We start from the raw sequence: 26,919 nt of genomic DNA, 5'->3' as shown, positions 1-26,919 counted from the left end.
CCAGTTCAGTCAGATGGCACTGCTTACTCAATAAATATGGCCAAAGACATGAAACCAGTTCTCTCCTTTCTGCTTGTCATTTTGTATAGAAGATGGACGTGTCCATTCTACTAATTAGGGTTATGCGAGTTGTATCGTGCCAAGGTTAGTGGTGGTTCCTTCTGCTACTGCGAGATCCTTGATCTTATGCTCGCTATCCGTCCCATACGTGATAACCAACTCGGTATGAAACGTCGGGACCCGATTACCTCGAAAAGCAATCACAACCTCTCCACGTTCCGTACTACGAGTTTCTTGAACGGGAAGCAGCATAGCACCACGCGTATACGATTTCGTCAATGGATTCGCGAGTCGAAACCGTTTCTGGTGCTCAAGCACTTCGGAAATGCGGATGACCTCTTCATCTGGTTGGGAACCTCTACCTCGCAGCAGGTACACATCACCTACTACAATGCCTCCTGTAAATGAACCTAATGTCATTTCACTAGCACCTTTGTCGGCTTGATCAACCATTACACGCGCGCGTGCGCAGTCCTCCGTCAGCACGGTCGACTGTAAGTGAGCATCGCGAATTGGAGAGCCAGCTGCGTTCTGAAGCATGAAGCGAATCAGTCCTGCCCCTTGGGAAAAAGGGTACGAAGGTAACGGTTTCATTTGAACAACTTCGATAAAATTATGTGCGTTAACTGTGATGTTGGTTTGTTCTTGAAAATAATACTCGCTATGTACCGATAGACGGTATTCGCCGGGGGATAAATCGTTGAATATATAGGAACCATTCGATTTACGAATTGCTTTCGAACGGGTGCCTTCCAGGTGAACTGTGGTCGTGTTGCCAAGAGGAGCTTGAGAGGTGAGTGCGTCAATCACACACACAACCAGGGAAACGCGGGATCTCAATTGTGATATTCGAATCTGATCCACGGGTGGAATCCTCCTAACCTTGAATACGAAAATCGGTTTCCGAAACCCTTTTTGTTGTTCTGATGCGCGTTGAGTCAATATGTACAGGCCCCACCGTATAAGCAACTGAGAGTCTGTAAGGGGTGTCTGAGAAATTCCACATATTCATGAGGCTCTCACCTTTGAAAGGATCCATGATAATACGGACTTCTTCATCTTGCTCAGCTAATGTGCCCACTGTCATCGAACCTCGAAGGATGGAATGATCGTAGAATACTTGCATCGCTCTGCCTAGAATTCGATGCTCATCCAATGCTCTCGAAGAAAGCTCAGCTGGCGATTGTACCGTAACTATGTAACTTAAATCGACAACCATAGGAGGAAACTGAATCTCGTTCGTCCCTCTAGCAATCATATGGGTTTGGCGATTATTGCCGCTCTCACGAACATTATATAGATAGAGTGAAAGATAGAAATCCCCTTTATCTACAGGTGATGCGAGACCAATCATTTCTGGTTGCGGAATAGGATCTGGGGTCATGTTTTCTCTAAGTAGCTTGACTAAAGATGCACTTACATCAGCGATGACAGAATAATTGCCTATGAGTGTCACTTCCTGCCTCTAAATACCTATAAATCTTGTAAAAAAGATGCTTAATATGTCACATTGTGTATCTTTTTCTATTATAAATGTAAACCGTCAGGTTGACTATAGGATTCTCGTATTTATTTATGTTTTCATCCCGGAAAATGGCGATATTTGGCTGAAAATCGGCGTATAGAACTGACAAAGGACAATCTCACAAAATTGTAAGATCGTCCTTTGCCTACAGTTCTAGTAATCTTCCCATTCCTGTCGAGCGAGGATTTTACCCGATTTCTGCAACTCATGCCGGATTGATTTGATAATATGCTGCATTCGGATGGATTCACCCGCTTCCGCTGCCAAAAACGCAGAAGAGAGAACGACGTTCTTAATGTTCCCTCCCGCAATCTCGTATCGCTGTGCAAGATATTTGAAATCAACATCATGGCTAAGCGGCGCAGCTGGCGGAAACATCGACTGCCAAATTTTCTCCCGATATTCACTATCCGGAAACGGAAATTTTATGACATAATTGATCCGCCTCAGAAAGGCCTCATCAATATTATTTAATAGATTGGTAGCGAGCACCGTGATACCTTGGTACTCCTCCATTTTTTGAAGTAGATACGCGGTTTCAATATTCGCGTACTTATCGTGTGAATCCTTCACTTCGGAACGTTTACCGAAAAGCGCATCCGTCTCATCGAAGAACAGCACCGCGTTGCTCAACTGCGCTTCTTCGAAGATTTCGTGCAAATTCTTCTCGGTTTCACCGATGTATTTGCTGATCACCTGCGAGAGGTCAACCTTATACAACTCAAGCTGCAGGTCGCCGGCTACGACCTGTGCCGACATCGTCTTCCCGGTACCCGGCGGACCGGCGAAGAGCATGCTGAGCCCTTTGCCGTAGGCTAGCTTCTTCTCGAAGCCCCAATCGTTGTACACGACGCCGCGATACTTCACTTGGTTACACGCGTTACGGAGCTGATCCTTCTGCTCGGGTGGGAGGATCACATCCCCAAACCCATAGCGAGGCTCAATGCGCGTCGCTTTGCGCTCCAGCTTGTGCTGCACCTGCTGGTAGCACGCCTTATACAGCGCGTCGCTGCGCAGCGCGCCCGAAGTACCAGCCCCGGCAGCTGCATCCTGCCAGGTCGAGTACCCGCGCGCCAGCGAGAGCGCACGGCGTATTTGCCCCGGGGTGAAGCGGAATTTCCCGCTCATCACCCGATAGTCCACATCCGCGCTGGCGCCAATCTCCTGCGCAAATGCCTGCCAAAGGCGCTCGCGCCCGCCTTCGTCAGGCACGGTAAGTTCATGCTCAAGGAGCAGGCGCTCCTTGGGCTTCCAGCTTAGCCGATTGAATCGCCCGGCTAAGAGAAAGATCATACCGCCATAGCCGTCGAGCAGCTCATGGAACCGCCCGAGCCGCTGCTGCGCAGCCAAGTCTGGCTCTGCGGGGTAAAGCACCTCCAGCCGTGTGAAACACAGGATGGCTTGGTGAAGAATCGCTTCGCGTATAATAACGCTAATCTGATCATCAAAGCTCGCCGCATGCAGCTGCACATCAGCAAGATCTACCAACAACAGCGGCTTATGGAAGGAGCGGCTGAGATGCTTCACCTGCAGCTTTTTGCCAGAACCAGCATTCCCCCAGAGATGGAAGGCAAGCCGTTTGCGTTCAGCTGCTAGCGCTTGATACATGTCCGTAATGAATCCGCGCAATCGCTGCTGGAAATCTTCTTGCACAAGCAAGGGTGAAATCTCATCATCCGGGTAGATGATCTCAACAGCAGGCTTGAGTTTCGGATCTAGCTCGCCTGAATCCAGCAGGAAGGTCACAATCCGTTTATCCAGCTGCAGGGGTCTAGATAACAGCGTCTGACCACTGACGATCAATGTATCTGGGTGCAGCACATAACGAGCCAATCGGCCGTCAGGTGCCATAAAGGTCGTACGCGCAGCCCTCATGTCCTCCGGAGTTGTACAAGCAATTTGTAACGCTAAGCTAATATTTGGCGTTTTGCTAGTTAAATCGTCCAATAGAAAGCCAAAAATCCGCTCATATTTCCGATCTATTTCCACGGCAAGCCCCAGCATGAGGATGCGTTCTTCGACAGATGAGAAGCCGAAGACGGTGGATAAATAGGCTAACGGCAGAAATGTGCCTCCCTTGCGGCTTTCTGCAAGGCGACTTACAATGGCTCTCTCTAGCTGCTCTATCACACTGAGTACGTCTTGCTCGTCCTCATCCATCTCTTCTTCACTGCCAAACCCGCCAATAAGACGAATAAATTCATCCTCCGACACAAACATTCCGCGGAACGAATCCGTTTGCGGATCAGGTGTAAGCTTTTGACGTCGCTTATAGAGAAGCTCTAGCTTCTTATCTAGCAGTTGAAGCTCATCCTTATAATGTTCCCATGCATGCACATATCCTAGAGCTGTCATAGGCCTCCCCAATGACTATATATTTTTTTTTCAAAACGAATCGATTAACTTCATTAATAGCTTGCCTAAAGAGGGGGTTATTCTTTACAATATCAGGATAAGGCACAAATCATTTCGACACCTACTGCCCTGAAAGGAAAGTGGCCACCTTCTGATGGAACAATTTCCAGCACATGATCCAACTTGGAATCGAAAGCTCATTCTAACGTTATGGTGGATCCTCATCATTTATGAAGTAGCTGCTACGATTGCTCTAAGCTTTGAAATTAATGAGCAGCCGTCGAATTGGTTTAATAGCTTTATGCGTTTTCAGCTTTTCCCTACGATATTACAGCTTCTTCTTATGGGTTTAGGCTATTTGTCGATGCACTATTTGAAGAACTATAGTGAGTTTATCATGATCATATGGACTATGACTATGGTTAGTATATTCATCCTTTGTATTCCTGAAATGACAAGTAGTTTTGAGCTTCTTTGCATGCCAATTTTATTAGCCTCGGTTTATTTTCATAAAAAATATGTGATCTTCGCCTACAGTCTAGGTGTTACTTGTTTACTCATTCTATTGTCTATACAGGTCTTACAAGGACAAACAACGAACCCTTACGAAGTTATCGCCTCGCTTACCATTTTGACGTCAACTTTCATTCTTTGTTTTGCCGTTATGAGCCGTGGACTCGACCTGCTCGCCAAGCTTAAGCACTCCGTCATACGCGAACAAGATCTGCTGATTCGTAACGTCATGATTGATCGTCTTTCCAAGGTTGATGCGCTTACCGAGTTGTTTAATCACCGTTCTTTTCAAGAGCATACGGACCACCTCATTTCACATATGCCACATGATACACCCTTAGTACTTGCCTTGATGGACATCGATAATTTCAAACTCATTAATGATAATTATGGACATTGGGTTGGCGATGTTGTTCTCAAAACAATTGGCTCCATTCTTAAAGAAGTACTTGGTCCAGATGATATGTCCTTTCGCTATGGCGGCGAGGAGTTTGCCGTATTGTTCGTTGGGAAATCGCATCAAGATGTGCTAGCCATTTGCGAAGAAATTATGGAATCGATACGCGACACGGTCATCCCTGAAATGCCTGATCAGAAGCTGACGATGAGTATTGGACTCGCGACTTATAATCGGAATACGATGAAAAAGGCATGGTTCCAGCTTGTCGACGAATGCCTGTACACGGCCAAACGCAACGGCAAGAACCGCATACATGTACATGCTTCCGATATTCAAGTACCCATAGCCGAATAACCTTCACAACCAGGAGCGAAGTGCTGCTGGTTTTTTTCATTTGAGCTGTCGTGGAAAAAAGTGTTAAGCCTCATACATGAATTGGTTGCTTTAGGAAAACACTAACCAAAATCAAAATGAGGTGATAATCATGTGTCATTCAATAGCTGTTCTGGCTGATGTTCACGAAGTTATGAAGCAATTCCGCGTCGATCGGCTCTTATCCTACAGTTCCAATCGGTATGAGGTGCGCCCAACTGAATCTGTATCTGCCGTGATGATCAATCGCAAGGGAGAACGTATATTAGATGAATTCCGCTGGGGTTTGATGCCTTTCTGGGCGAAGGATGCTGTATGCGGTGATCGCAATTCCATTTTCTCCAATATCGTGTTCGAGCGCATCGTCAAAAAACAACGTTGTGTCATCCCCTGCAGCAGTTTCTACGTGGGGCGAACGGAAGGTAAGGAGACGGAGTGGATTCGTTTCAAAATGCGGAGCGGCACGTTCGGCATTGCTGGGCTGTACGACATTTGGCAAGCCCCTTCAGGGGGAGAGGAACTTCGCACGTGCATGATGCTTATGACGGAATCCAACTCCGTTGTCTCGCCTTACCACGCAAGCATGCCGGCTATTCTTGATGAGGAACAGATGGAGAAGTGGCTGCAGCCTGACCAGAAGGATAGTCGCCAGTTAAGATCTTATCTACATCCCATCGATGAGATGCGGATGGTCGCAAACATTCTCTCTTCCCCAGCTGAGAAGCTGGAAATAGGCTCCGATGTCAGTATTTTCGTATGAAAAAAGGACTTGCGCTTTCGCGCAAGTCCTTTTATTTCTTCGGAACAGGCGGCAATGCGCCGCCTTCCGCTATGATACGAACGCCATCTGCACAAACGCCGTAAGGCTCCCAACGGCATGTCGCACAGAGATTGCTAATATCTGTCGGCTTTACTTCAAGGGCAACTTGACCGCAAATGGTAGACCAAGTCCGCTCTATCCCCACCTCCAAGCCGAGCTTGGCAACAATCTCGGCATCCCGATGGTACACCGTCCGATTCTCGCAATGTGCAACTTGATCCTGCGGAAACGCAGCGCACAGATCATCAGGTCCGAGCACAACGCGAATCATCGTCTCAGGCTCTGTGCGCAGCTGCTCATAGACCGTCGTCATATTCTCACAAAATGCTGGGGAATACCCCATGCCTCGGTAGCCTAACAAACAGAGCAAGTGATGTCCGCGAAGTTCGATCATACGTTATTAACCTTGGGCACACGGTACAATCCATATCCAGCCATCGGAATGGCAGGTTCTTTATCCTCAATAAGACCGTCCCCTTTGGAATGCAAGGCAACATCAATGAGCCACTTCGTGAAATCTGCCACTGGCATAGAAGCCATTTCTTCTAGGCTATAAAAGCCTGCCGCATCTACCTCAACGCCATCTGGCTGAGGGGTTCCGCTAATGTAGGACATTTCGAAGGCGATGTACACGTTATGTATGCTTCTCGGTAGATCGCGCACAGCAACCAATCGTGAGACGGATGCTTCGACGCCTGATTCTTCCATAACTTCTCGCACAATCGTATCTTGAATCAATTCATGCTGCTCAATATAGCCACCAGGGTTTGTCCAGCGGCCTTTCCCTGGTTCTTGCGCTCTGCGCACAAGTAATATTTTCTCATCCTTCATCACAAGTGCTCCGACACCGATGCTGTAGTTGCCCCAATGAACAAAACTACATTCTGGCGCTGTGCAGGCCCGTCTCTCCGTTCCATCCACATCACGCGTTTCCATGGCAGCTCCGCAGCTACTGCAAAATTTGACTTCCATCTGTCTCAGCTCCCTTGGTCTTTCATCGTCTAATCATCTATATGCAAGGATACTGCGAAAGATGGACAATAGGCAACCCTATTTTAATGGGTTTACCGGTCCTTTGGCCGAGAAAAATAAGTGGGAAAGAAGCCTCTCCACAACGGGAAAGGCTTCTAAGCGCTACGACTATTATGATCTCAAAAAATCTTATAAGTACCTGCGAATCAATTCAGCCAGTTCATCAGCAACATAGCTAGCGCCAGAATCTAGTTGATTGCGGTCAAATCGTACCCTTACCAACTTTTCATCCGTACCCGTCGCTTCCGCAAATATGCCAGCTAACCCGCGCGCTTTGCGATCGATCTGCAGCAGCAAGTCGACGCCATCCTCGTCCGGAAAAAAGATTATTTCCAATTCATCCAGTTGGCCTCGGAATTGCATGGTGGGTACGAATTCGAATTCTTGAACGAAAGGCAATCCAATTTCTCTACCAATAGCTGGCGCATATTCACATGTCACCTCACGGAGTCGGAATCCGAGTTCATTGACAGCCTCCAGCACAACCTCGGAATATGGATGTGGTCTTACTTGAAGCTGATCTTGATCCTTCGGATCAATCGCTTCTTTAATATCTAGTCCTGTTTGTATCCATACAGGGGTTCTTCCTAAAGTTGCTGGCGTATTGTTTGGCAGCTGGAATGAGACCGGGAACTCATAGACCTGCTCTGCTTGGACGGTAAGTTCCCCAGTAAGCTGGAACTTAGCCACAGGAGCTTCTATTAGTGTCTTTGTATCGTTCTGCTCCTTCAGGTAACGCGTCATAACGAAGGCGTACACATCACTGATTTGCTGATCAACACGCCCCCCTTGAATCCGGACGACGCCACTAATCATTTCCCCGGCATTCACCGTATCTTGATGGAGCATGAGATCTACTTGGGCCGCGCCGATCCCAACGCTCGCAAGCATGCGTTTGAACATGGACATGTGTAAATTTCCTCCTTGTCATTCATATACTCATGATACGATTTGAGGCCCAAGTGGTTTCATATGTTTAAGACAAAAATGGTTGCAACTGGAGAATTCATCCTTTTCAACTGCCTCGTGACTAGGGGCTTGTAATTCCGTTTTGTGGTATCCTAATGACATCTATTCCTTTGTCATACTTGCCAGCTGCTCCTCAAGACGATCCATCGTTTGTTCGGCACCTGGAACGGCATATACTTTGTCTAATCCCTCCAAAATGAGTATGCTTAAGAATTTCCGATAACTGCAGTATAAAACATTACGAAACGTAAGGTTCAAGTGCTAATCTAAAGTTATTGAGGTAATGAAGAAATCAATGATGATTTGAACGATTTTGGGCTTAATAATAGGAATATGTATGTCAATTTAGGAGGGAATACCATGGAGGTTTTTGCAGAGTTTTTAGGACGTATCGATAACCCACAACATCGGGATCGAACGGAAGAAGTTTTGACTTGGGTATCTGAGAAGTTCCCGAATTTAGAGCCAAAAATCGCATGGAATCAGCCTATGTTTACCGACCACGGCACATTTATTATTGGGTTTAGCGTAGCCAAACCTCATTTGGCAATTGCCCCTGAAAAGGCAGGCATTCTTCAGTTCGCGGATGATATTGTACAAGCTGGCTACGATCACACAAAGGAGTTGGTGCGTATCAAGTGGAATAGTCCGGTTGATTATTCATTACTTGAGAAAATGATTGCGTTTAATGTGGCGGATAAGGCAGAGTGTTCAACTTTTTGGCGGAAATAGTATCATTCTACATTTACTAAGTGCCAGCTTAGCTATGGTCAAAGATGCGAATAGGCATCTTTTTTCGGGCAAACGGTGGAGTAAAGACGAATTGATGCGAAAAGGCAACCTTTTGGTGCGAAAGATGCTATTTTGCCAAATGTAGGTGGAAATTGTTGCCTTTTTGCACGCATTTTAGATTGAGAGATTAAATCGGTATAAAGGGTTGTATTATTGCACTTCTCATGTATCACAGCTGTATGCACGACGCGAGCTAGGGTGATTTAGAGCCTTTGGGCCTGAGGTTTTTTGTAAAAAAAGAGCCCTCCGCCACATACATGGCTTCGGGCCCTTCCCTTTCGTGCGGTTCCTTCTCCGCCCGCTACCTAAACCAAAAACATCGCCACGATCGTTGTCACCGCTAAGCCGATGAGCACGGGCTTCAGATTCCGTCGCGCGAGCTCGAACGGACTCACACCGCAGATCGCTGCGGCTGGAATGAGCGCCCACGGGATCAAGGTACCGCCGCCGACCCATATGGCGGCTACTTGCCCGAGCGCGGTCAGCACCGCTGCGCCGGAGCCAATAGCGGTCGCGAACAGCTGCGCGATGGAACCCGCCAAGGAAATACCCGAGAAGCCGGAACCATCGAGGCCAGTAATTGCGCCGACGACGGTTAACGTCACGGCACCAATGGCTCCATTGAGCGGCACGACACCTGCGAGTGCCACGCCTAGGTCGTTCACGATACCATGTGAACCTTCTGGCAATATTTTGCCGAAAAGATCCGTAATCGCGGAGTCACCTAGATAGAAGAAGGCTGCAATCGGAATGACAGGTCCGAAAACTTTGAAGCCGAACACAAAGCCTTCTATTAAATAGGAAGTGATCTTCTCCACGCCCGCATTTCGGTGAGCGATCAATGTGACTGCGATTAAGATAAACACCGCGGTACCACCCACGAGAGCGGTTGCATCACCGCCTTGCAAATTCAAGACGAACATCGCAATAACATCTAGAGCGAACAGCACAGGAATTGCGATAGCTAGCGTCCGCTTTAAGCGCTCTCCGATCAGCAATTTGCTTTCTTCGTCAACAGGAACAAGCCCGCCGCTTTCCTCTAAACGGCTATCGACGAGCCCGCTGCGCCATTTGCCGTTCTTCATATCGCGCCGCATCAGCCAAAAAGCTGTAATCGTCGTAACAAGTCCCATCACAATGACGAGCGGAATGCTCGCTTCCATGACAGAAGCAACTGGCAAACCAGCTGCATCCGCTGTCAACTTGGGAGCCCCTTGAATAATGTAATCCCCCGATAGCGCAATCCCATGTCCGAAGAGGTTCATCGCCATCGCGGCACCGAGTGCCGGCAAGCCAACGCGAACAGCGACGGGCAACAGCACAGCACCAATTAGCGCAACCCCAGGTGAAGGCCAAAAAAACCAGGATGTCACCATCATAATGATGCCGATACCCCAGAAGGCTAACGCTGGCGTTCTCAGAAATTTGGTCAGCGGCGCCACCATCGTTTCATTAATCCCCGTGCGAATTAAGACGCGGCTCATGGCCACGATAATGGAGATGATCATAATCGTCCCCATTAACTCTTTGGTTGCATAAATAAAGCTGTTAAACACACCCGATACAGAGCCGCTTAACGTTTCCGTCGCTAACAACCCTAGTGTAAAAATACCCACCACACAAATCATCGTCGTATCTCTACGTTTTACAAGAAGCGTAAGAATGAAACCAATGAACACTAAATAAACCCAATGAATCGGTAAAAGTTGAATATCCATCCTGCACCACACACCCTCTCAGCCCAAGCAGCAATTGGTGCTACATTCTATGCTCGGCTAGGCGTAGGCGTTCGTCTAAATTCGGGCATTTTGCCACCTTGTGGTACAATAGAAAGAACTATTTTAATGAGGTAAGGGGACCATACATTCATGGCAAGGAATCAACGTTTACATACGGATTCAGATTTTCAGGAGGTCATTGACCGACAGGGTGTTGTTCGGATATTCAAAGATGACCATATTGTCGATTCCAATGCGGTTGTTCTACGTTTCAGTGATACGACAGTCGTTGTGCAAACGCGCGTCAGCGATTTGACCTATTATGATCGGGCAGCTTGTGAGTTTTTTGAGATGAAAAAAAGATAGGATACTGTTGGCGAACAAAAAAGAAGCCGCTTCAATGCGGCTCCCAGCTATAGTTTCACTTTACTTTTTATGATATAACTTCATTCGCCACATCAAATCATCTTCTGACATATACGATGTACCTGCATGGATTCTATAAATCTCATTACTTCCTTTGGTATTGATCCCCTCTTTGGTCGTAAAGAAAAGTTCAATTCCCACTTCCTTTCCTACCCCAATGACCGTTTCATTATAGGCACCAAAAGGAAAGGCAAGTAGACGATACTGTGGTCCTAACTCTTCCTCAATACGGTTTTCAGCCTTTAACAGATCCTGTTTAATTCTCTTTCGATACTCATCGTCCGTTTCAATTCTTTTCTCATTTTCCAAATAAATGGGATTTGTTAGCATTGGCATAAGTGTATTCCCAGAACCCGCCTTAACTTTATCATGATGATCGTACGTATGTGAGTAAAAACTCATCCCGTTCTGCTTCATTTCTCTCATCTGATCCCATGTTAGACGAGGTGCCTTAGGATGATCTATAGAATCAACAACGATAAATTTAGTAGCATGGAAACCAAAGTTAAGTAATTCAGGATACGCGTGGGTATAAAAGGATTCATAGCCATCATCAAACGTGATTACAACCGCGTTTTGGGGAACCGTAGCCTCACTCTTCATGAAATGCAGAAAATGTTCCATGGAGATGACATTGTAATCTTCTTTCTTTAGCCTTTGCAGGTGACTTTTGAATCTTTTTGGGGAAATTGTAATTCCGTTTTCTTTTTCATCAATGTGATGATAGGCCAGTACAATGACTTTATCGGTATAATGAACCTTTTGTTTACTATAATCTGCTTGATCAAAAGCTAGCGCATTTACTTGACGCTGCCCCGGTTGTTGTTGCGTTTCGAGTTCTAGTTGCTGTACGTTTAGCTTAACCTCTTGTTTTACCTCTTTTATTACAACTGGTTCTGCAAACTGTTCATAAGAAGGCGTACGCTGTTCTTCGCTTATTACTTGTTCTGGACTAATTGTCTGCTCCAATGACTTCGGCGAAGTTGCAGGTATTACTAAATAGAGGCAAAATAAAAAGCTAGAAAACAAAAGAACAGTAAACGCCAAATTCGTTGGATTTTGCAAATTCAGTCTATTCATGCTGATAACAACCCCGTAGATGAGATGATAATAAATTACGAAGATAGTATCATGAAAACGCTTTCTTGTAAACTATTTATTACATAACTTTCTCCTATTATTCGATCAGTTCCCTAGCGGCAAGCTGTACAAAGTTATAGCCTAATTTACGCAGCTGCGGTATCGCTTTGATGACACCCTCGGCGGTATCCTTCTCGGGATGATTCATGTGTGCGAGGACGATGGACCCGCTCGGAGCCTTCGATATGGCGTTGTACACTTGCTCCGTGTTATACGTCGCACCCGCATCGCCAAGCACGGAGTATCCCGCTAGCTCAAATTCTAAATCATGCGCAATAGATACTGCGACCTCATCGTAAAATGCCGTACCCGACCGGAAAAATAGGGGCCTTTTTCCCGTCAGCTTCTCTATCTGATCCGCATTATCATTCATTTCATGAATAACTTCTTTGACGTTCTTCGTACCGGCAATACCGTAGGCTGGCTTGCCTGTTACAGATAAGGGGCGGTGTTCGGTGCCATGATTTTCGATCTCAAACAAAGGGTTCGATGCCAGAACTTGAAAGGTAGACGGATTCGCAGCTATCCATCTTGCATTGATGAATAACGTAGCTGGAATCTGCTCCTGAATCAAATACTGGATTAACTTCTCATCATAGCCACTGCCTTCCTTCCCGCCGCAGGCATCAAAGGTGAGGGCAATTACTTTGTCCTTCGTATGTAAGCGTGTTTTCACACCGGGGACACGTTCTCCCCACTTCGTTGGACTCACAGAGGCATAACGGGCGATCAATGATTGTTCTACGGACGCGAAGGATGGGTCCGCCTCAATATCTACCGTTTTAACTCTTGGACCATCGGATGATGGATGGGAGGATAACGTTGGAACAGGTGATTCGATCGGATTACTCACTGGTGTTGTTAATGTAGTGTTCGCAGGTGGTACGGCAGATGGTGCAGATGCAACCGCCGTTTCCACACCCTCAGCACTCGGCTCCGCCTCGCATCCTGCAAGCGCTAACATCGCACTTACGAAAAAAAGGAGGCACATCGTGCGCCCCCTCATTTATGCTTCCGCCAATCTAACTTACTTTTTTCCAGCTGATAGGCAAAATCGTTCTCAAGACGTTTCTCTTCTGCCTTGCGAGCCGCCTCTACCCTAGCTCTCTCTGCGTCCTTCTTCGCTTGCTCTTCCGCTTTCATCGCGTCAGCCTGGGCTTTGAGCCCTTCCAGTATTTCCGGACGCAGCAGATCCTTCAGCGTTGCAGGTTTATCTTGCACGCTAGCCGCAGCTGGCGTAATCTTTGCTTTCTTTTTCACCATAATAAGGTCACCTCGTCTACAAGTTCTCCCTATTATTGTACACTTCTATTGGTGTAAATGATACGGCACTGTTGCAACAACGATATCCTTATCGGCTTGAAGCTTCGAACGAATCCGCGCAGCAGATTGATTATGGAGCAGACGGTGCCACCATTTCTTCGGCATGAATTGCGGGAGAATAACCATGATCGACTGCTTCTCTGACACATGCGTGTCGATGCGATCAATGAATTCAGCCAGCGGCTTCAGGATCGTTCTGTATCGTGATTTGAACACAACGAGTCGAACACCTGGATCCCAGATCTGCCACTTCTCCTGCATCGATTCTTCATCCTCATCCGAGAAGGATACATAGAACGCGATGACGTTAGGCGAGAGCGATTTGGCATAATTCAGGGTTTGTTCTACAGCTTTGTGAATCCCAGCCACAGGTACGATAATGATCGGCTCTTTGGTACACACACGGTCTTGTGTGATATCGATCCGCAGTTGTTTGGCTACGTCATCGTAATGGTGACTAATTTTCGTAATGACCCAGAGGAGTACCGGTGTAATGATAATGACAATCCAAGCACCCTCGCTAAATTTGGTAACTGAGAAAATGATAAGAACTGCTAGGGAAACGATACCGCCTAGACCGTTGATGATCAGCTTCCCGATCCAGCCAGATACGCGCTCTTTGAGCCATTTACGAACCAGCCCCGTCTGAGCAAGTGTAAAAGATAAGAACACGCCAATCGCATAAAGCGGAATAAGTGCATCGGTCTTACCTTTAAAGCCAATCAACAGCAAGCTGGCCAAAACGCCTAGCGTAATAATCCCATAGTGATACGAAAGCCGATCCCCACGGAAGGAAAACATGCGCGGGAAGTTTTTGTCTTGGGCCATGATCGACGCCAAGATTGGGAATCCATTGAAGCTCGTATTGGCAGCGAGTACCAGAATGAGCATTGTCGCGATTTGCGTCGCGTAGTACATCACACCTCGGCCAAAGGCTTGCTCCGTCACCATCGAAAGAACCGATGTATGACCGTTATGATCCGGTGCCACCCCATACCCTAAGGCAATCAGCGTTACACCACCGAACACGATGGCCAACAGCCCGCCTAGAGAGAGAAGTGTTCGTTGGGCATTTTTGACAGATGGCGTTCTGAAATGCGGTACGGCATCAGAGATCGCTTCGATCCCCGTTACAGCTGAACAACCGGACGAGAACGCTTTGAGAAGTACGAATAAGGTTAATGAGTTCGTCGCTGCGCTTGGTGCGAATTCGATCGCATGCGTATTCATGGATCCTGTCAGTAAATCGAAAATACCTTTACCCACTAATAACAAGATACAAAGAATGAAAAAGTACGTTGGTATCGCGAATACCGTTCCTGATTCGGATGTACCTCGCAAATTCAGCCAGACCATAATCCAAACTAGTAAGATGGTCAGCGGAACAATGTAAGGTACGGCCGATGGAAATGCCGAGGTAATTGCCTGGACACCAGCCGATATCGAAACGGCCACGGTTAAGGTATAGTCGATTAGCAGAGAGACACCGGTAAGACGTCCCCACACCATACCTAAATTTTCTTTCGTCACCATATAAGCGCCGCCGCCCATCGGGTACGCTTCGATTACCTGTCTATAGCTCAACACGAGAAGTAGAATCAACGCGATAATCGAAACCGCAATCGGCAACGAGAAGGCAAACGCAGCAACCCCTACTGTCGCGAGCTCTAACAGAATTTGCTCCGTCCCATAGGATACGGATGATAAGGCATCTGACGACAAGATAGGGAGTGCTTTCCAGACAGGCATTTTCTCCGACTCAATCTCACTCGACTTTAGCGGCTTACCGAACACAATTTTTTTCAATGAATCACTTGTCATTTCGCCTTTGTTCCTCCAATTAATACGAATATCACACATCACATTTGAAAAATGGACGCAAAAAAACACAAGGATTGACCTTGTGTTTTGAACACATGTTCTCCTTTCTCACGTTCGCTTACGAGGTTAGCTGCCGGGTTCGGGCCGCGAGAAATCTGCCCTAAAAGGTACTCGGTATCCGTACCATTATTCACCCCATGTTACTCGTGGTTCCCCCGCTTTTCTTAAAAGAAAATTAAGCGAAATATTCAACTGTTCTTGTACGTGTTGAATACTACTCTCTTCTACCAACATAGTAAAGGAGGGAAAAAACGTAAAAAGCTCTCTCCGACCTCACGTTTCACCCAATAATTCGCTTACATTTACCTGATTCGTTGATTTTCTTCCATTCTCGTAGGTAAGCGGGGTATTTTGAATAAACAGAATGGTTGCAATCCACCATTCCACTTGTTCGTGCAAACAATCCATATAGATGAAGAGGTTTTTCTCTTTAGCGCACTGCTTTGATAATGTGTTTGAAATGAGTTCCTTTTACCACTGGCTCGCACCAAAGTTAGTCGGTTTCACCGACTAACTTCACTCTAATTGCCACTGCTGCGCCAGAGTTAGTCGGTTTCACCGACTAACTTCTCTCTAATTGACTCTGCTGCACGTGAGATAGTCGGTTTCACCGACTAACTTCACTCTAATTGACTCTGCTGCACGTGAGATAGTCGGTTTCACCGACTAACTTCACTCTAATTGCCACTGCTGCGTCAGAGTTAGTCAGTTTCACCGACTAACTTCTCTCTAATTGCCACTGCTGCGCCAGAGTTAGTCGGTTTCACCGACTAACTTCTCCCTAATTGCCACTGCTGCGCCAGAGCTAGTCGGTTTCACCGTCTAACTTCTCTCTAATTGCCACTGCTGCGCCAGAGCTAGTCGGTTTCACCGACTAACTTCACCCCAATGGGTAGAACGAATCCTTTCCCTTCTAACTTGCGTAAAATTTTTCCGCATGCCTCTCTTTTAAGCTGTAACCACTGGCTTACTTCCTTCAATTGAAACGGCTTATTACATAATAAAGCAAACCTCAAAACCTCCCGCTCATACACCGGTAGCTCGAGCATTCCAGCCCCCTGCGCATTGCCGAATCGGCCAATCCATTCATACAGGTTTCTTTGGYAGAAACTCGCCTTCTTCTCAAGCTCATCTCGGCTATACGGAAAGTATGTGTATCCCAGCATCGCAACACTTCGAGCCCGTGCCCTTTCGAATGAGAAGCGGTCTCTTGTAATTTTCTCAGCGTGCGTAACGAAGCTGTCTTCCTCGAATACGATTCGCAGTTTGGGATGACATACGTCCCCATAAATCTTCACCCCTGACAAACTTATCATTTCGAATTCAAGTTCCAAACCTTCAAACGTCCCCATTACAGGCAAAACTACCTCCTCCAAAAGTTTCTTCGTTCCCGTCAAATCCCTGCGTAGCATGTCCAGTCTCTGACCTTGTGCTTGTCGAATTTGCTCATTCCAATAGATCTCATACTCCTTCTCGAACACGTCTACCGCCTCCTAAAAAAATAAAACGCCGCGAACTCCTACAAACAGGAGCTAGCGGCGTGTGCTTCACGCTTTATATGATTACTATCTTCACAATACCAAACTCTCGAACACTTCGCAAAACAAAATAACACTTTCTCCTAACATATCTGATATGAGGGAAACCTGAGGCTCAGCCACCGTAGTAGGCATAGCCATTTTCCTTAGAAGTTAATCCACGTTCAATTCATTGACACACCCTACCCGCCATGATAAACTGTCACAAAATATATTATAGTTTAGATCGGAAGGTGTACCATGTCAGACAACGCAACCTCTTCAGCTCAAGGAACAACACACGCTCAACCTGAGATGCCTAACCGCTTACGAGAAACGCCTGTTTCCTGGTTGCTCTGTTTTACGATTGTACTTGTCATCATGAACACGATGATGTTCAATCTGGCACTGCCCAAGATTTCCGTACAATTTGAACTCAGTCCCTCAACGGCATCGTGGATTGTTACGGGGTATTCGATCATTTTCGCCATCGCCTCGATCACCTATAGCCGCTTATCCGACTTCGTGCCTATTCGCAGGCTCTACGTCATTGCGCTGCTTTCACTAGGCGGAGCCTCCATTCTAGGGCTGTTCACGGACAGTTTCGGACTATTGCTGCTTACAAGGCTGATTCAAGCATCTGGCGCAGGCGCGATTCCCTCGCTGGGTATCGTTTTCGTCACTCGCTACATTCCGTTGTCTCGTAGAGGCAGAGCCATGTCGCTCATCCTTTCCGCAGCTTCACTTGGCTTGGGACTAGGTCCCGTCGCTGGCGGATCCATCGTTCAGTACTTGGGATGGCATTTCCTATTCGTCATTACAGGGGTAACGCTGCTGCTTATTCCTATTTTCCTTATCCTGCTTCCAAAAGAAAAACCAGAAAGCGGCTCGTTCGATTTCATAGGTGCTCTGCTGCTCGGGATTGGAACGACGGGGTTGCTGCTCTTCCTTACGTCTAAGAGTCTGATCGCACTTCTAGCAGGCGTCGTTGCGATTGCCTTATTCGCTCTGCGGATTCGCCGAGCCTCCCAACCGTTCGTTCTGCCTGCACTCTTCGGCGACAGACCTTATATGGCGCTCAGCGCAATCGGCGTGTCATCCTACATGATCAGCTTCGGCTTCTTGTTCCTTGCACCACAGATGCTTGCGCGGGTTTTCGGCTTAGCTCCACTCACTTCGGGTCTGTTACTCTTCCCTGGTGCACTGTTGGCTATGCTCGTCTCCAACCGTGTGGGTCGCATCATTGACCGCTATGGGAATACGGCGTTACTCCGCTACGTACCATGGTTGATGCTAGTTTCAACCGTAGGGCTTGCCCTGACTGCAAGCTATTCCTCTTACTGGATTGCTGCACTCTACATCCTGATCAGCATCAGCTTTACGACACTTTCCAGCGCTGTATCCAATGAGCTCTCCCGGCAATTGACCACAGATCGCATCGGCTCAGGCATGGGCTTGTTCCAATTGCTGCAATTTTTCAGCGGCGCGTTCGCCGTTGCGCTCTCGGGGAGCGCACTCGTTTGGCAGAAATCACTGCCGCTCGAACGTGCTTTTGACAACCTCATCTGGGGGATGGCTGTGGTTGCGCTTTTAACGATAGGAAGCTCGATCTTATACAGGAATTATGCGAAAAAGAGGATAGCGAAGCATTCAGCAACAGAGACGGTAGGAAGATCGGCTATTCCTACAACCGCAGCTGAATAAATGCTCGTTCCACGATAGAAAAAGAGCGACCTCCGTATGATGGAGGTCGCTCTTTCCGTTTAAATGATCATGCCATCCCATGCGACCGTAATCGGGCATGGGAATTGCTGTTCCTGAATCCAGCCTACTAGATCTGCATGTGTAGAGGTAAAGTGGTTAATATGCGTAAGATAAATGCGAGAGTTAGCATGTAACGTCCCTTGTGCTAACAGTTTGCGGAATAGCTCCATACAGCTAAAGGCGTCCAAATGTCCGTTTGGATGGAGGCCCCGGCCGCTAGTCAACCCAAAGGTGCATTCACTAATCAGCACATCAAGGGAAGCATTCTCCAGCTCCTTGAATGTTTCCGGCAAGTACCAGCCTGTATCCACGCCGTAGTAAAGCTTCTGACCATCCTCGTTCTGAATCAGGTAGTTCGCACAGCTTTCCCCCATATTGCCCAAATGATTCCCACGTAGCGGCGTTACTTTCATGCCAGCGATGGTCACCGATTCGTTAAACGCCAGCTTATGAAAGGCCACTACGCCGCGCGCTTCCAAATCGGAAGTCATACCTTTCATGATCGGTCGGCTTTGACGATAGAATTCAACGATTTCGTAGGCCTGATCTGTAAAGTAGAAATGCAGCGGCTCCTTCAATCGTTCTATCGACATATTTCGAACATTCATCATCATATAGTTGAAATGGTCTTCATGGGTATGACTCACTAAGACATGCCGAAGCTTGGTAAAGTCGCCATATTCAATCGCTTGTTGAAAAGAATCCGCGCCTAAATCAATACACATCTGCTCATTGATTCGGAACATCGAACGTCGGCGTATCTCTGTCCCTCCTACCTCCCGTGCGTTGTTACACACAGAACAGGAGCAGAATGGATTCGGTATGCCCTCGGCTGCGCTTGTGCCGTAAAATCTCATCGTTAATCCCTCCTACTATACGCTGATTACTTCTGATTCCAGCGGTCATACGCTGCTTGATAGATCGCCAGATATTTATCAAGCTGCATTTTATTTAACGTGCTTACATATTTATCCCATTCGCTAAGCGGTTTAGCTCCAGTAATAAATTTAACAATATTCTCATCTGCATAAGCTTCGATATCCGTTGCATATGAGCTTAATTCGATATTCTCTTTTTCGGTAAAAGTAGGAATCATCAACTTCGCGTCAGGCACCAAGTTAGGACGAATGACATCTTTATTCGCAATCATTTCTGGTAGAACAGCAGCACTTTGGTCAACCTTTTGCGTCACGCGCTGTGGAATGCCGCCACCTTGGAAAATCGTATATTCCGAGAGCGCCTCATCCACTGTGAGTCCATTCGGATTTTTCGCAAATTCGTCCTTTAACTTATAAAAACCATCGCTGCCGATCGTATAAGTAACTCCTTCGATACCAAGTCGAGCCAGAGCCGTCCCTTCTTCACTCAGGAAATAATCTCCCCAGCGCAGTGTTGCTGCCGGGTTCGGGTTTTTGCTCGTAATAACGAATGAACCTAAGTCACGGACTTTCGGGGAGATGCCCGTCCAATACACTTTACCGTCGATACCTTTCAAGACAGGGTTCTGGACGTAATTATTCCGATTTTTGCCCATCCACAAATTGTTGTTACCTTTCGCTACATAGCCGACTCGCTCATCATCAACCTTAGCAATCTCCTGCTTCATATCCTGCGATAAAATTTCTTTATCGATTAATCCTTCCTGCCAGAGCTTATTAAAGAAGGTGATCATGTCTTTGAAGGTATTGTCCGTTGCGATATAACGAACTTTGCCCTGGTTATCGACATCCATGAAAGGTGCGATGATCCCGGAATTCGCTCCGAATCCCCAGCTGCCATAGAACGATCTAATAAATTGATCACCGTAGTTCTTATTGCCCTCTTTGTACCCTGAGATCGGAACTTCATCTGCTTTGCCATTCCCGTTAGGGTCCTGCTCCTTAAATGCTTTCAACACTTTATAAAACTCGTCCGTTGTTGTCGGCATTTGAAGCCCAAGCTTGTCCAACCACTTCTTATTAATCCACGAGGAAGAAATACGTCCATCCGCTTCACTAATATTCGGAAGCGAGTAAATATGGCCGTCAGCCGAAGTAATCGATTTGCGAATCCCGTCATTTTCTTTCATAAGTGCTGCCAGATTCGGCGCATAGCCGGCATCAATCAAAGGGTCCAACGGGATAATCTGACCCGCTGCTGCGTAAGAAGTAATCAATTGCGGCGACAAATTCGCCCGCATGACAAAGTCTGGCAGATCATTGGAGGCAAACATCAGATTTCTGCGCTCATCAAAGGCATTTTGCGGTACCGTATCCCATTTTATGACAACATTCGATTTCGCTTCATAATTTTTCAAGCCTTTATGCTCGTTCCAATCCTTGACCAGCTCATATTTGGAGACCAGACCTTTTAATTGAACTGGCTCACTAGCAATCGGCATACCTGTCTTAGTAATGTTAGCACTTGTTTTATTCGCACCGGTTGCAACGGGCTCTGTCCCTTTATCTTTATCGCTGCAAGCACTTAGTACTGGAATCGATGTAATTAGCATGGCAGCTGTCAGTAAGACTAATTTTCTTTTCATATTCGTTAGTCATCTCCTTCATTATTAACCACATTAACCTTTAAGAGCACCAATCATCATCCCTTTAACGAAATACTTCTGAAGGAATGGATACAACATAAGAATCGGTCCGCTGGATACGATAATAACGGCATATTTGACACCTTCCGCAACGAGAAATTTGCTTGTATCCATCTCAATCGAATCCATCATCACGTTATCCGACTGATTCATCACTAGAATTTCCCGCAGGAAGAGTTGCAGCGGATACAGCGAACGTTCCTTCAAATAGATCATCGCCTCGAAATAGGAATTCCAATGATACACGGCATAAAATAACACAAGAACAGCCATGATCGGCGCACTCAGGGGCAGCACGATGGAGAAAAACGATCTGATGTTGCCACTGCCATCCATATAGGCCGATTCATAGAGTTGCTCATCAATGTTGGTTTCCAAGAACGTCCTGGCAACAATCATATTGTATACACTGATCGCCGTTGGCAATATTAATGCCCACATCGAATTATAAAGTCCCAAATTCTTAACGAGCAGGTACATGGGGATCATACCGCTGCTGAAAAACATCGTAATGGTGAAGAATATCATAAGCCCGCGGCGCCATCGGAAATTTTTGCGTGACAACGGATAGGCCCCCATCATGGTCAATGAAATATTGACTAGCGTTCCTACGGTCGTGTAAAGCAGCGTATTCCGATAACCAATCCATATTTCCGTATTCGTAAAAACCCGTCGGTAGGCTTCAACGTTAAATCCACTCGGGATCAGCCCGATTTTGCCTGCAATCACCAGTTTGGGATCACTGAATGAGGCACTAACGACATAGATCAGCGGGTAAAGCACAATTAACACAAGAATCCCGATAAGTACATAAGTAATCGCCAGAAATATCCGATCTCCGTTAGACTCTCGAATTTTGTGGGAAACGACCTCCATGTTCACCTCTCCTTTTAGAACAGACTGCTGCTGCTATATCGTTTGGCAATCTTGTTGGCCGCAAGCAGCAAAATGATGTTGATGACATTGTTAAAGAGACCCACAGCGGTTGAGAATCCATAATCCATATTGATCAAACCCGTCTTATAAGCGTAAGTGGAAATAACCTCTGAGGTTTCCATGTTCAAGCTATTTTGCATAAGAAGAATACGCTCGTAGCTGAGAGTCATCATTTTCCCCATGAGCAAAATAAATTGAATGACAATGACCGGCATAATACACGGTAGATTCACATGAATCATCCGCTTCCACCGACTAGCCCCATCGATTTGCGCTGCTTCATGCAGTTGTGGATCTACAGCCGCTAACGCCGCGATAAAAATAATTGAATTCCAACCACTATTCCGCCAGATGTCAGAACCGATATAGACACCAGGAAAGTAGTCCGGACTAGTTAAAAAAGGAATCGATTCAATTCCGATCATCCCCAGCAAATGATTCAAGTACCCATTTTCCCCGCCGAGAAATAAATTGATAATGCCGACAAAGACGACCGTCGAGATGAAGTACGGTGCATAAGTGATCGTCTGCAGCGTCTTCTTCAATCTCTCTTTTCTCATCTCATTGAACATGAGGGCAAGCATAATTGGAATAGGAAAACTGATCAGCGTTTTAAATAGATTGATAACCAGCGTGTTCTTAACAATGCGATAAAACTGAAATGAATTGAAAAGCCTTTCAAAGTTATCCAAACCAATCCAAGGACTGCCCATGATTCCATGGATCGGATTGAAGCGTTTGAATGCCAGTTGTACACCATACATAGGTCCGTAGCAGAAAATAAGAAAATAAAGGACAACGGGGATAACAAAGATGAGATAATCCCAATTGTTTTGCAACCCAAACCTTCTCGGTTTAGACCTAGGTAGGGGTGCATGTGCAGCCTTGGTCTTCGCAGTCATATAGCTGCCTCCTTCGTCGAACGATAGAAAAGTTGACACTCAGAATCGATTCGGCGCCTGAATCGATTTCCTATGGCTCCGAGTATAAATAAATTCGGAACCTCCTACAACAATTGATAATCGGCTTTTCGCAGCAAAAAACGGTTTTAACGCATCAATGGCACCCTGCATTTTTCTCAATACCTAGTCAATTTTCAGCTTTTTGCCTGCCATGAATTGATAACATAGCGCAAAATTTATATACTCGTAAGAAATCAAGACCTATTCGACCAGAGGATGTGTTTATATTGCGGAAAGCGATTCAGTCCAAGCTCTATCGAAAATTTCTTCTAGGGCACCTTCTGATTCTGGCCGTAACCGGTCTGTTATTCTTAGTTACCAATATCATTTCACTATCAAATACCTATAATCGGCTGATGGATAATACCCAACGTTCTATGGCCAATACGACCAGTTTGCTGGATACACGCATATTAGACTTACAGAAATTGACGTTAACCTTGTCACGGGATACCAAACTGCTTCCCTATCAATTACAAGAGTCCTTACAATATCCGTATGTCATTGCCGATGAACTTGAAAAGTTAAAGGCGCTGTCTGCTGATCTTGATTCCATTGGTTTGTTCTATCGAAACACAGCCTACAGCTCGCTTAAAAATACGATTTTTACCGATACGGGAATTTACTCACCTGAGAGCTATGGCCGGCTCGTCAGCGATGGCCGAATTTCGCCAGACATTTTACAGAGCAAGTTGGAGCAGCTAAGATCACCCATACTTCTGTCCTCACTAGCCAATGAAAATAATCCTGACGGCAAGGAACAAGTTCTGCTTCTCCTAGTTCCGCTTGACAGCACACCCTTTTCGAGTGGGATTATGATCTACAAACTGAACTATCCGGCCCTGGTAAGTAATTTCCAACAAACCATTGACAGTGGCAGCAGCCTGATTGCCTTTGACCAATCCAACATGCCTTTCCTGTATGTAAAAGGATCTTCTGATCTAGCGTGGGGTGAACTTGCCATAGCAGCGAAAAACTCGAAAGCACGAATCCCAGGCTATCTCTTCATGCAGGAAACGTCGTCAAAACAGAACATTCATGTGGTGAACGCCATTCGCCGTAGTGACTATTTTCACGAATATGATGTGGCACTCACGGTTTCACTAACTATATTTCTCATATCGCTTGCTTTAGGGATTGTGCTTTGTTTCAGGTCTGCACGCAAGAGTTATCAACCGATCCAAGAGTTATCCAGCCGTTTCCCTACCTTGCCATCGGACAAGTTGACGAAAGGCAATACCGATGAATTAGACCAACTTACTCGCTACATCGAGCAGATGAGAGATGAGAGCATCCATTTGTCCAATATGATGCATAATCAGGAGGTTTTAACGAGGAACCAGCTGCTGCTTGCCGTATTAATGGGGAAGTTGAACGTAGACAATACGACGCAGGATAACCGAAGCGCCCTTCATCAACTATTTGATACACGGCATACAAGCAGTGTACTTGTCATTATTTTTGACGATTACAATGCAAAGATAAGTAAAGAGCCGCTTAGTGAACAGTGGTTGATGAAATATACGATTTGCAACGTTTTTGAAAATTTATCAGGTGTACATGGCGTCAATTATGCGCTAGATTTGGCTATCGATAATGGCATTGTGGGTATTGTTTCGTGGAATAACGAATTTGCAGATCAATGGGAAGCTCGCAGTCGTGCTTTTTCCGAGCAAATCATCGCGTTCATGAATAGGCATTTTGCCCTCTCCCTATCCTGTATGGTAGGAGAACCTCAACCTACGAATGACTTGCATCAATCTTTCAACTCGGCAACATCGCTTGCTGAATATCGGATTTTTGCTGGTAAACAATCCATCATCACTCCTTCTGAGTGGTCTCAGCAGAAAATCGAGCATACGACGATCGATAAGCAGCAAATTTCTGACTCAGCAGATGCACTCCATGCTGTGGTCTGCTCCAAGAACTCAGAGGATCTGCAACTGCTAATCCAAGAGATGGAAGAACGATTTACTCGGCTGGAGGATGCTCCAACATTCCGCCTAACGTTTCAACAAATCATTTTCACATTAAACCAACTCGTCAATAATATTCCGCTGTCCCACCGCGAAGCGATCAAATACAAACTAGAATCGCTTGCAGAATTCCAGTCCAAAACTGTTTCAGAAGCTTGCACTAGTCTACTTGATGCGGCACGCAGCATTCAAGACAGCTTAGGTGAAGATGCCAATAATAATCGCTTATATGCGGCTATGTTAGAGTACGTTTCCCAGAATTATATGGACTATAATCTAAGCCTATCTACCGTTGCTGAAGAGCTATCCCTTACACCATCCTATGTCACACGCTATTTCAAAAATAAAAATGGTCTTCCCTTAATGCAATATGTCTCGAAAATTCGTATTGAGAAAGCCAAAGAGTTACTCGAAACCACTCATCTTTCCATTAAGGAAATTGTTGAGCAGGTTGGATTTGTGGATGAGAATAATTTTTCGCGAGCTTTTCGCAAACGTGAAGGCGTGTCTCCGAGCCAGTATCGATCCAATAGCTATAGTTAGTGGGTACTAGATAAAAAATCCCCTCCAAGTGTCTACTTGAAGGGGATTTTACGTTATACGCGCGTTAATTCGGCACATGATAATTACGAGTCGTGGACTTCTGCTTCCAAATCATTTTCTTCCAAACGAGTGGAATGCCTCCGATAAGATATAGGTAACGGGCATCGATCATTTTTTTGATAAATAAGGCCAAGCGGCCTTTCACTTTCTTAACTTTGAGTAAACCAACGGCTTCACCGCGCCCCAAGGTTGCTACCGTGCCTTTGAAATCATAGACAAATGGCTTCATCTCTTTGCCTCGAACCATCTGGATGAGATTCCTAGCTGCATTATAGCCTTGTTGGACAGCAATCTGCGCATTGGCCGGATAGGGTGTACCCTCTGGACTCGTGACGATGGAGCAATCGCCCGTAATGAAAATCTCCGGGAACTGATAGGAGCGCAAGCAGCTATCCACTTTCACCCGTCCCCGCTGAACCTCGAAACCCGCTTCCTGCAGCAGCGAATTACCGCGTATCCCTCCCGACCAGACTACCGTGCCTGCACGAATGAACTCGCCATTGCTCAGAATAACTCCTTCCGATGTGCATTCCTTGATAGCGGTCGATAGCTTATATTGCACCCCTTTGCGGCGCATCACTTCCATCCCATATTCGACTAAATCCACTGGCAGCCCGGGAGGCAGCGCCGACGAGGAAGCTTCCACATTATAAATTCGGACATCTGTCGGATCGACATCATACGTTTTGCACAAAACAGGAATGCGATCCGCCAGCTCTCCGACGAACTCCGTTCCCGTGAAACCCGCGCCGCCAACGACGAAGGTCAAATAATCCTTGCGCTTCGGAGCCACCTTGGACTTGGCGAACATATATTCAATGTGCTGCCGAATGAAGCGGACACTGTTAATGCTTTTGATCGACATGGCATATTCATGCATACCCGGGATCCCGAAGGTTTCCGTCTCACTCCCGAGTCCTACCACGAGATAGTCGTACTCAAGCGTAGCATCTTCCAACACAACTTTCTTATCACTAGGCAAAATTTCTCTTACCGTCGACTTCACGAATCGAATCTTCCTCTCATCGATCAAGTCCGAAATGGTCACGCGTGCGTTATCATGATGATCCGTACCGGCAGCCGGCATATGCAGATGCGTTGTAATAAAGTGATAGTCATGTTTGTTGACCAGTGTCACGTCCATCTCATTTCTTCGCATCTTCTTCTGCAGCCTTATTGCTGTGACAAGTCCGCCATAGCCTGCGCCTAGGATGACGATTTTGGTTTTATTCATTGCTCAACACTCCTCCG

23 protein-coding genes and 1 riboswitch are annotated in these 26,919 nt (G+C 46.3%); of the genes, 6 read left to right on the top strand and 17 right to left on the bottom strand.

What is annotated here, in order from left to right; translation table 11 throughout:
- Positions 1 to 120: 120 nt before the first annotated feature.
- From ASL11_RS08075 to ASL11_RS08065, 3 genes are all read right to left on the bottom strand, one after another.
- Positions 121 to 924 carry a beta-sandwich domain-containing protein gene (locus ASL11_RS08075; RefSeq protein ID WP_056612223.1) on the bottom strand — a complete coding sequence of 268 codons (804 nt, stop codon included), beginning with the start codon at positions 922 to 924 and terminating at the stop codon, positions 121 to 123.
- 13 nt (positions 925 to 937) lie between these two features.
- Positions 938 to 1,516, bottom strand: a complete 579-nt coding sequence (locus tag ASL11_RS08070) for a DUF4255 domain-containing protein (protein ID WP_235550420.1) — start codon at positions 1,514 to 1,516, stop codon at positions 938 to 940.
- A gap of 222 nt (positions 1,517 to 1,738) precedes the next feature.
- A complete protein-coding gene (locus ASL11_RS08065; protein WP_056612220.1) occupies positions 1,739 to 3,940 on the bottom strand; it encodes an ATP-binding protein in 2,202 nt (733 codons plus the stop codon).
- 154 nt (positions 3,941 to 4,094) lie between these two features.
- On the opposite strand from ASL11_RS08065, the gene ASL11_RS08060 reads away from it, so the two are divergent.
- Both ASL11_RS08060 and ASL11_RS08055 read left to right on the top strand, forming a co-directional pair.
- Positions 4,095 to 5,207: a GGDEF domain-containing protein gene (locus ASL11_RS08060; RefSeq protein WP_056612218.1), complete on the top strand. Its 1,113-nt coding sequence runs from the start codon at positions 4,095 to 4,097 to the stop codon at positions 5,205 to 5,207.
- 130 nt (positions 5,208 to 5,337) lie between these two features.
- On the top strand, positions 5,338 to 5,985 hold the full coding sequence (locus tag ASL11_RS08055) for an SOS response-associated peptidase (RefSeq protein WP_056612215.1): 648 nt from the start codon (positions 5,338 to 5,340) through the stop codon (positions 5,983 to 5,985).
- A gap of 31 nt (positions 5,986 to 6,016) precedes the next feature.
- Here ASL11_RS08055 and ASL11_RS08050 read toward each other — a convergent pair whose 3' ends face one another.
- From ASL11_RS08050 to ASL11_RS08040, 3 genes are all read right to left on the bottom strand, one after another.
- Positions 6,017 to 6,439 (bottom strand): DUF1284 domain-containing protein, encoded by a 423-nt coding sequence (locus tag ASL11_RS08050; RefSeq protein ID WP_056612213.1) that lies wholly within the window; start codon positions 6,437 to 6,439, stop codon positions 6,017 to 6,019.
- Positions 6,436 to 7,017, bottom strand: a complete 582-nt coding sequence (locus ASL11_RS08045) for an NUDIX hydrolase (protein ID WP_056612210.1) — start codon at positions 7,015 to 7,017, stop codon at positions 6,436 to 6,438. Before ASL11_RS08045 ends, ASL11_RS08050 begins: the two co-directional genes overlap by 4 nt.
- Before the next feature lie 189 nt (positions 7,018 to 7,206).
- Positions 7,207 to 7,986 (bottom strand): sporulation protein, encoded by a 780-nt coding sequence (locus tag ASL11_RS08040; protein ID WP_056612207.1) that lies wholly within the window; start codon positions 7,984 to 7,986, stop codon positions 7,207 to 7,209.
- Between the two features lie 420 nt (positions 7,987 to 8,406).
- Between ASL11_RS08040 and ASL11_RS08035 the strand changes: the two genes are divergently transcribed.
- On the top strand, positions 8,407 to 8,778 hold the full coding sequence (locus ASL11_RS08035; protein WP_056612204.1) for an iron chaperone: 372 nt from the start codon (positions 8,407 to 8,409) through the stop codon (positions 8,776 to 8,778).
- Positions 8,779 to 9,143: 365 nt separating this feature from the next.
- Here ASL11_RS08035 and ASL11_RS08030 read toward each other — a convergent pair whose 3' ends face one another.
- Positions 9,144 to 10,556: a hypothetical protein gene (locus ASL11_RS08030; protein WP_056612200.1), complete on the bottom strand. Its 1,413-nt coding sequence runs from the start codon at positions 10,554 to 10,556 to the stop codon at positions 9,144 to 9,146.
- A gap of 150 nt (positions 10,557 to 10,706) precedes the next feature.
- On the opposite strand from ASL11_RS08030, the gene ASL11_RS08025 reads away from it, so the two are divergent.
- On the top strand, positions 10,707 to 10,922 hold the full coding sequence (locus ASL11_RS08025) for a hypothetical protein (RefSeq protein ID WP_056612196.1): 216 nt from the start codon (positions 10,707 to 10,709) through the stop codon (positions 10,920 to 10,922).
- 60 nt (positions 10,923 to 10,982) lie between these two features.
- Here ASL11_RS08025 and ASL11_RS08020 read toward each other — a convergent pair whose 3' ends face one another.
- From ASL11_RS08020 to ASL11_RS08000, 5 genes are all read right to left on the bottom strand, one after another.
- Positions 10,983 to 12,062 (bottom strand): polysaccharide deacetylase family protein, encoded by a 1,080-nt coding sequence (locus ASL11_RS08020; RefSeq protein ID WP_056612193.1) that lies wholly within the window; start codon positions 12,060 to 12,062, stop codon positions 10,983 to 10,985.
- A 97-nt stretch (positions 12,063 to 12,159) separates the two neighbouring features.
- Complete coding sequence (locus tag ASL11_RS08015; protein WP_200962418.1) at positions 12,160 to 13,113, bottom strand: polysaccharide deacetylase family protein; 954 nt, start codon at positions 13,111 to 13,113, stop codon at positions 12,160 to 12,162.
- 11 nt (positions 13,114 to 13,124) lie between these two features.
- Positions 13,125 to 13,385 carry a YqkE family protein gene (locus ASL11_RS08010; protein ID WP_056612190.1) on the bottom strand — a complete coding sequence of 87 codons (261 nt, stop codon included), beginning with the start codon at positions 13,383 to 13,385 and terminating at the stop codon, positions 13,125 to 13,127.
- Between the two features lie 45 nt (positions 13,386 to 13,430).
- Positions 13,431 to 15,266 carry an APC family permease gene (locus ASL11_RS08005; protein ID WP_056612187.1) on the bottom strand — a complete coding sequence of 612 codons (1,836 nt, stop codon included), beginning with the start codon at positions 15,264 to 15,266 and terminating at the stop codon, positions 13,431 to 13,433.
- 100 nt (positions 15,267 to 15,366) lie between these two features.
- A riboswitch (cyclic di-AMP (ydaO/yuaA leader) is annotated at positions 15,367 to 15,518 on the bottom strand.
- A gap of 665 nt (positions 15,519 to 16,183) precedes the next feature.
- Positions 16,184 to 16,807, bottom strand: coding sequence for a hypothetical protein (locus tag ASL11_RS08000; RefSeq protein ID WP_056612184.1), 624 nt, complete (start codon positions 16,805 to 16,807; stop codon positions 16,184 to 16,186).
- Between the two features lie 297 nt (positions 16,808 to 17,104).
- On the opposite strand from ASL11_RS08000, the gene ASL11_RS07995 reads away from it, so the two are divergent.
- Positions 17,105 to 18,547, top strand: a complete 1,443-nt coding sequence (locus ASL11_RS07995) for an MFS transporter (protein WP_063795510.1) — start codon at positions 17,105 to 17,107, stop codon at positions 18,545 to 18,547.
- Positions 18,548 to 18,606: 59 nt separating this feature from the next.
- Here the strand turns inward: ASL11_RS07995 and ASL11_RS07990 are convergent, their stop codons facing one another.
- From ASL11_RS07990 to ASL11_RS07975, 4 genes are read right to left on the bottom strand one after another with little or no spacing between them, the layout of a single operon-like run.
- Positions 18,607 to 19,464, bottom strand: a complete 858-nt coding sequence (locus ASL11_RS07990) for an MBL fold metallo-hydrolase (RefSeq protein WP_082595324.1) — start codon at positions 19,462 to 19,464, stop codon at positions 18,607 to 18,609.
- 26 nt (positions 19,465 to 19,490) lie between these two features.
- Entirely contained in the window at positions 19,491 to 21,131 is a 1,641-nt protein-coding gene (locus ASL11_RS07985) for an extracellular solute-binding protein (RefSeq protein ID WP_056612177.1), read from the bottom strand.
- A 33-nt stretch (positions 21,132 to 21,164) separates the two neighbouring features.
- Entirely contained in the window at positions 21,165 to 22,067 is a 903-nt protein-coding gene (locus ASL11_RS07980) for a carbohydrate ABC transporter permease (protein ID WP_056612174.1), read from the bottom strand.
- 14 nt (positions 22,068 to 22,081) lie between these two features.
- Positions 22,082 to 23,029: an ABC transporter permease gene (locus tag ASL11_RS07975; protein ID WP_056612171.1), complete on the bottom strand. Its 948-nt coding sequence runs from the start codon at positions 23,027 to 23,029 to the stop codon at positions 22,082 to 22,084.
- A gap of 287 nt (positions 23,030 to 23,316) precedes the next feature.
- Here ASL11_RS07975 and ASL11_RS07970 point away from each other — a divergent pair, with 287 nt between their 5' ends.
- Positions 23,317 to 25,608: a helix-turn-helix transcriptional regulator gene (locus ASL11_RS07970; protein ID WP_056612167.1), complete on the top strand. Its 2,292-nt coding sequence runs from the start codon at positions 23,317 to 23,319 to the stop codon at positions 25,606 to 25,608.
- A 64-nt stretch (positions 25,609 to 25,672) separates the two neighbouring features.
- On the opposite strand, the gene ASL11_RS07965 is transcribed toward ASL11_RS07970, so the two are convergent.
- Entirely contained in the window at positions 25,673 to 26,902 is a 1,230-nt protein-coding gene (locus ASL11_RS07965; protein ID WP_056612164.1) for an NAD(P)/FAD-dependent oxidoreductase, read from the bottom strand.
- Positions 26,903 to 26,919: the final 17 nt, after the last annotated feature.

Source organism: Paenibacillus sp. Soil750, assembly GCF_001428045.1.
In the GTDB taxonomy this organism is placed as follows: domain Bacteria; phylum Bacillota; class Bacilli; order Paenibacillales; family NBRC-103111; genus Paenibacillus_E; species Paenibacillus_E allorhizoplanae.
This window is presented reverse-complemented; position numbering and strand designations above follow the sequence as displayed.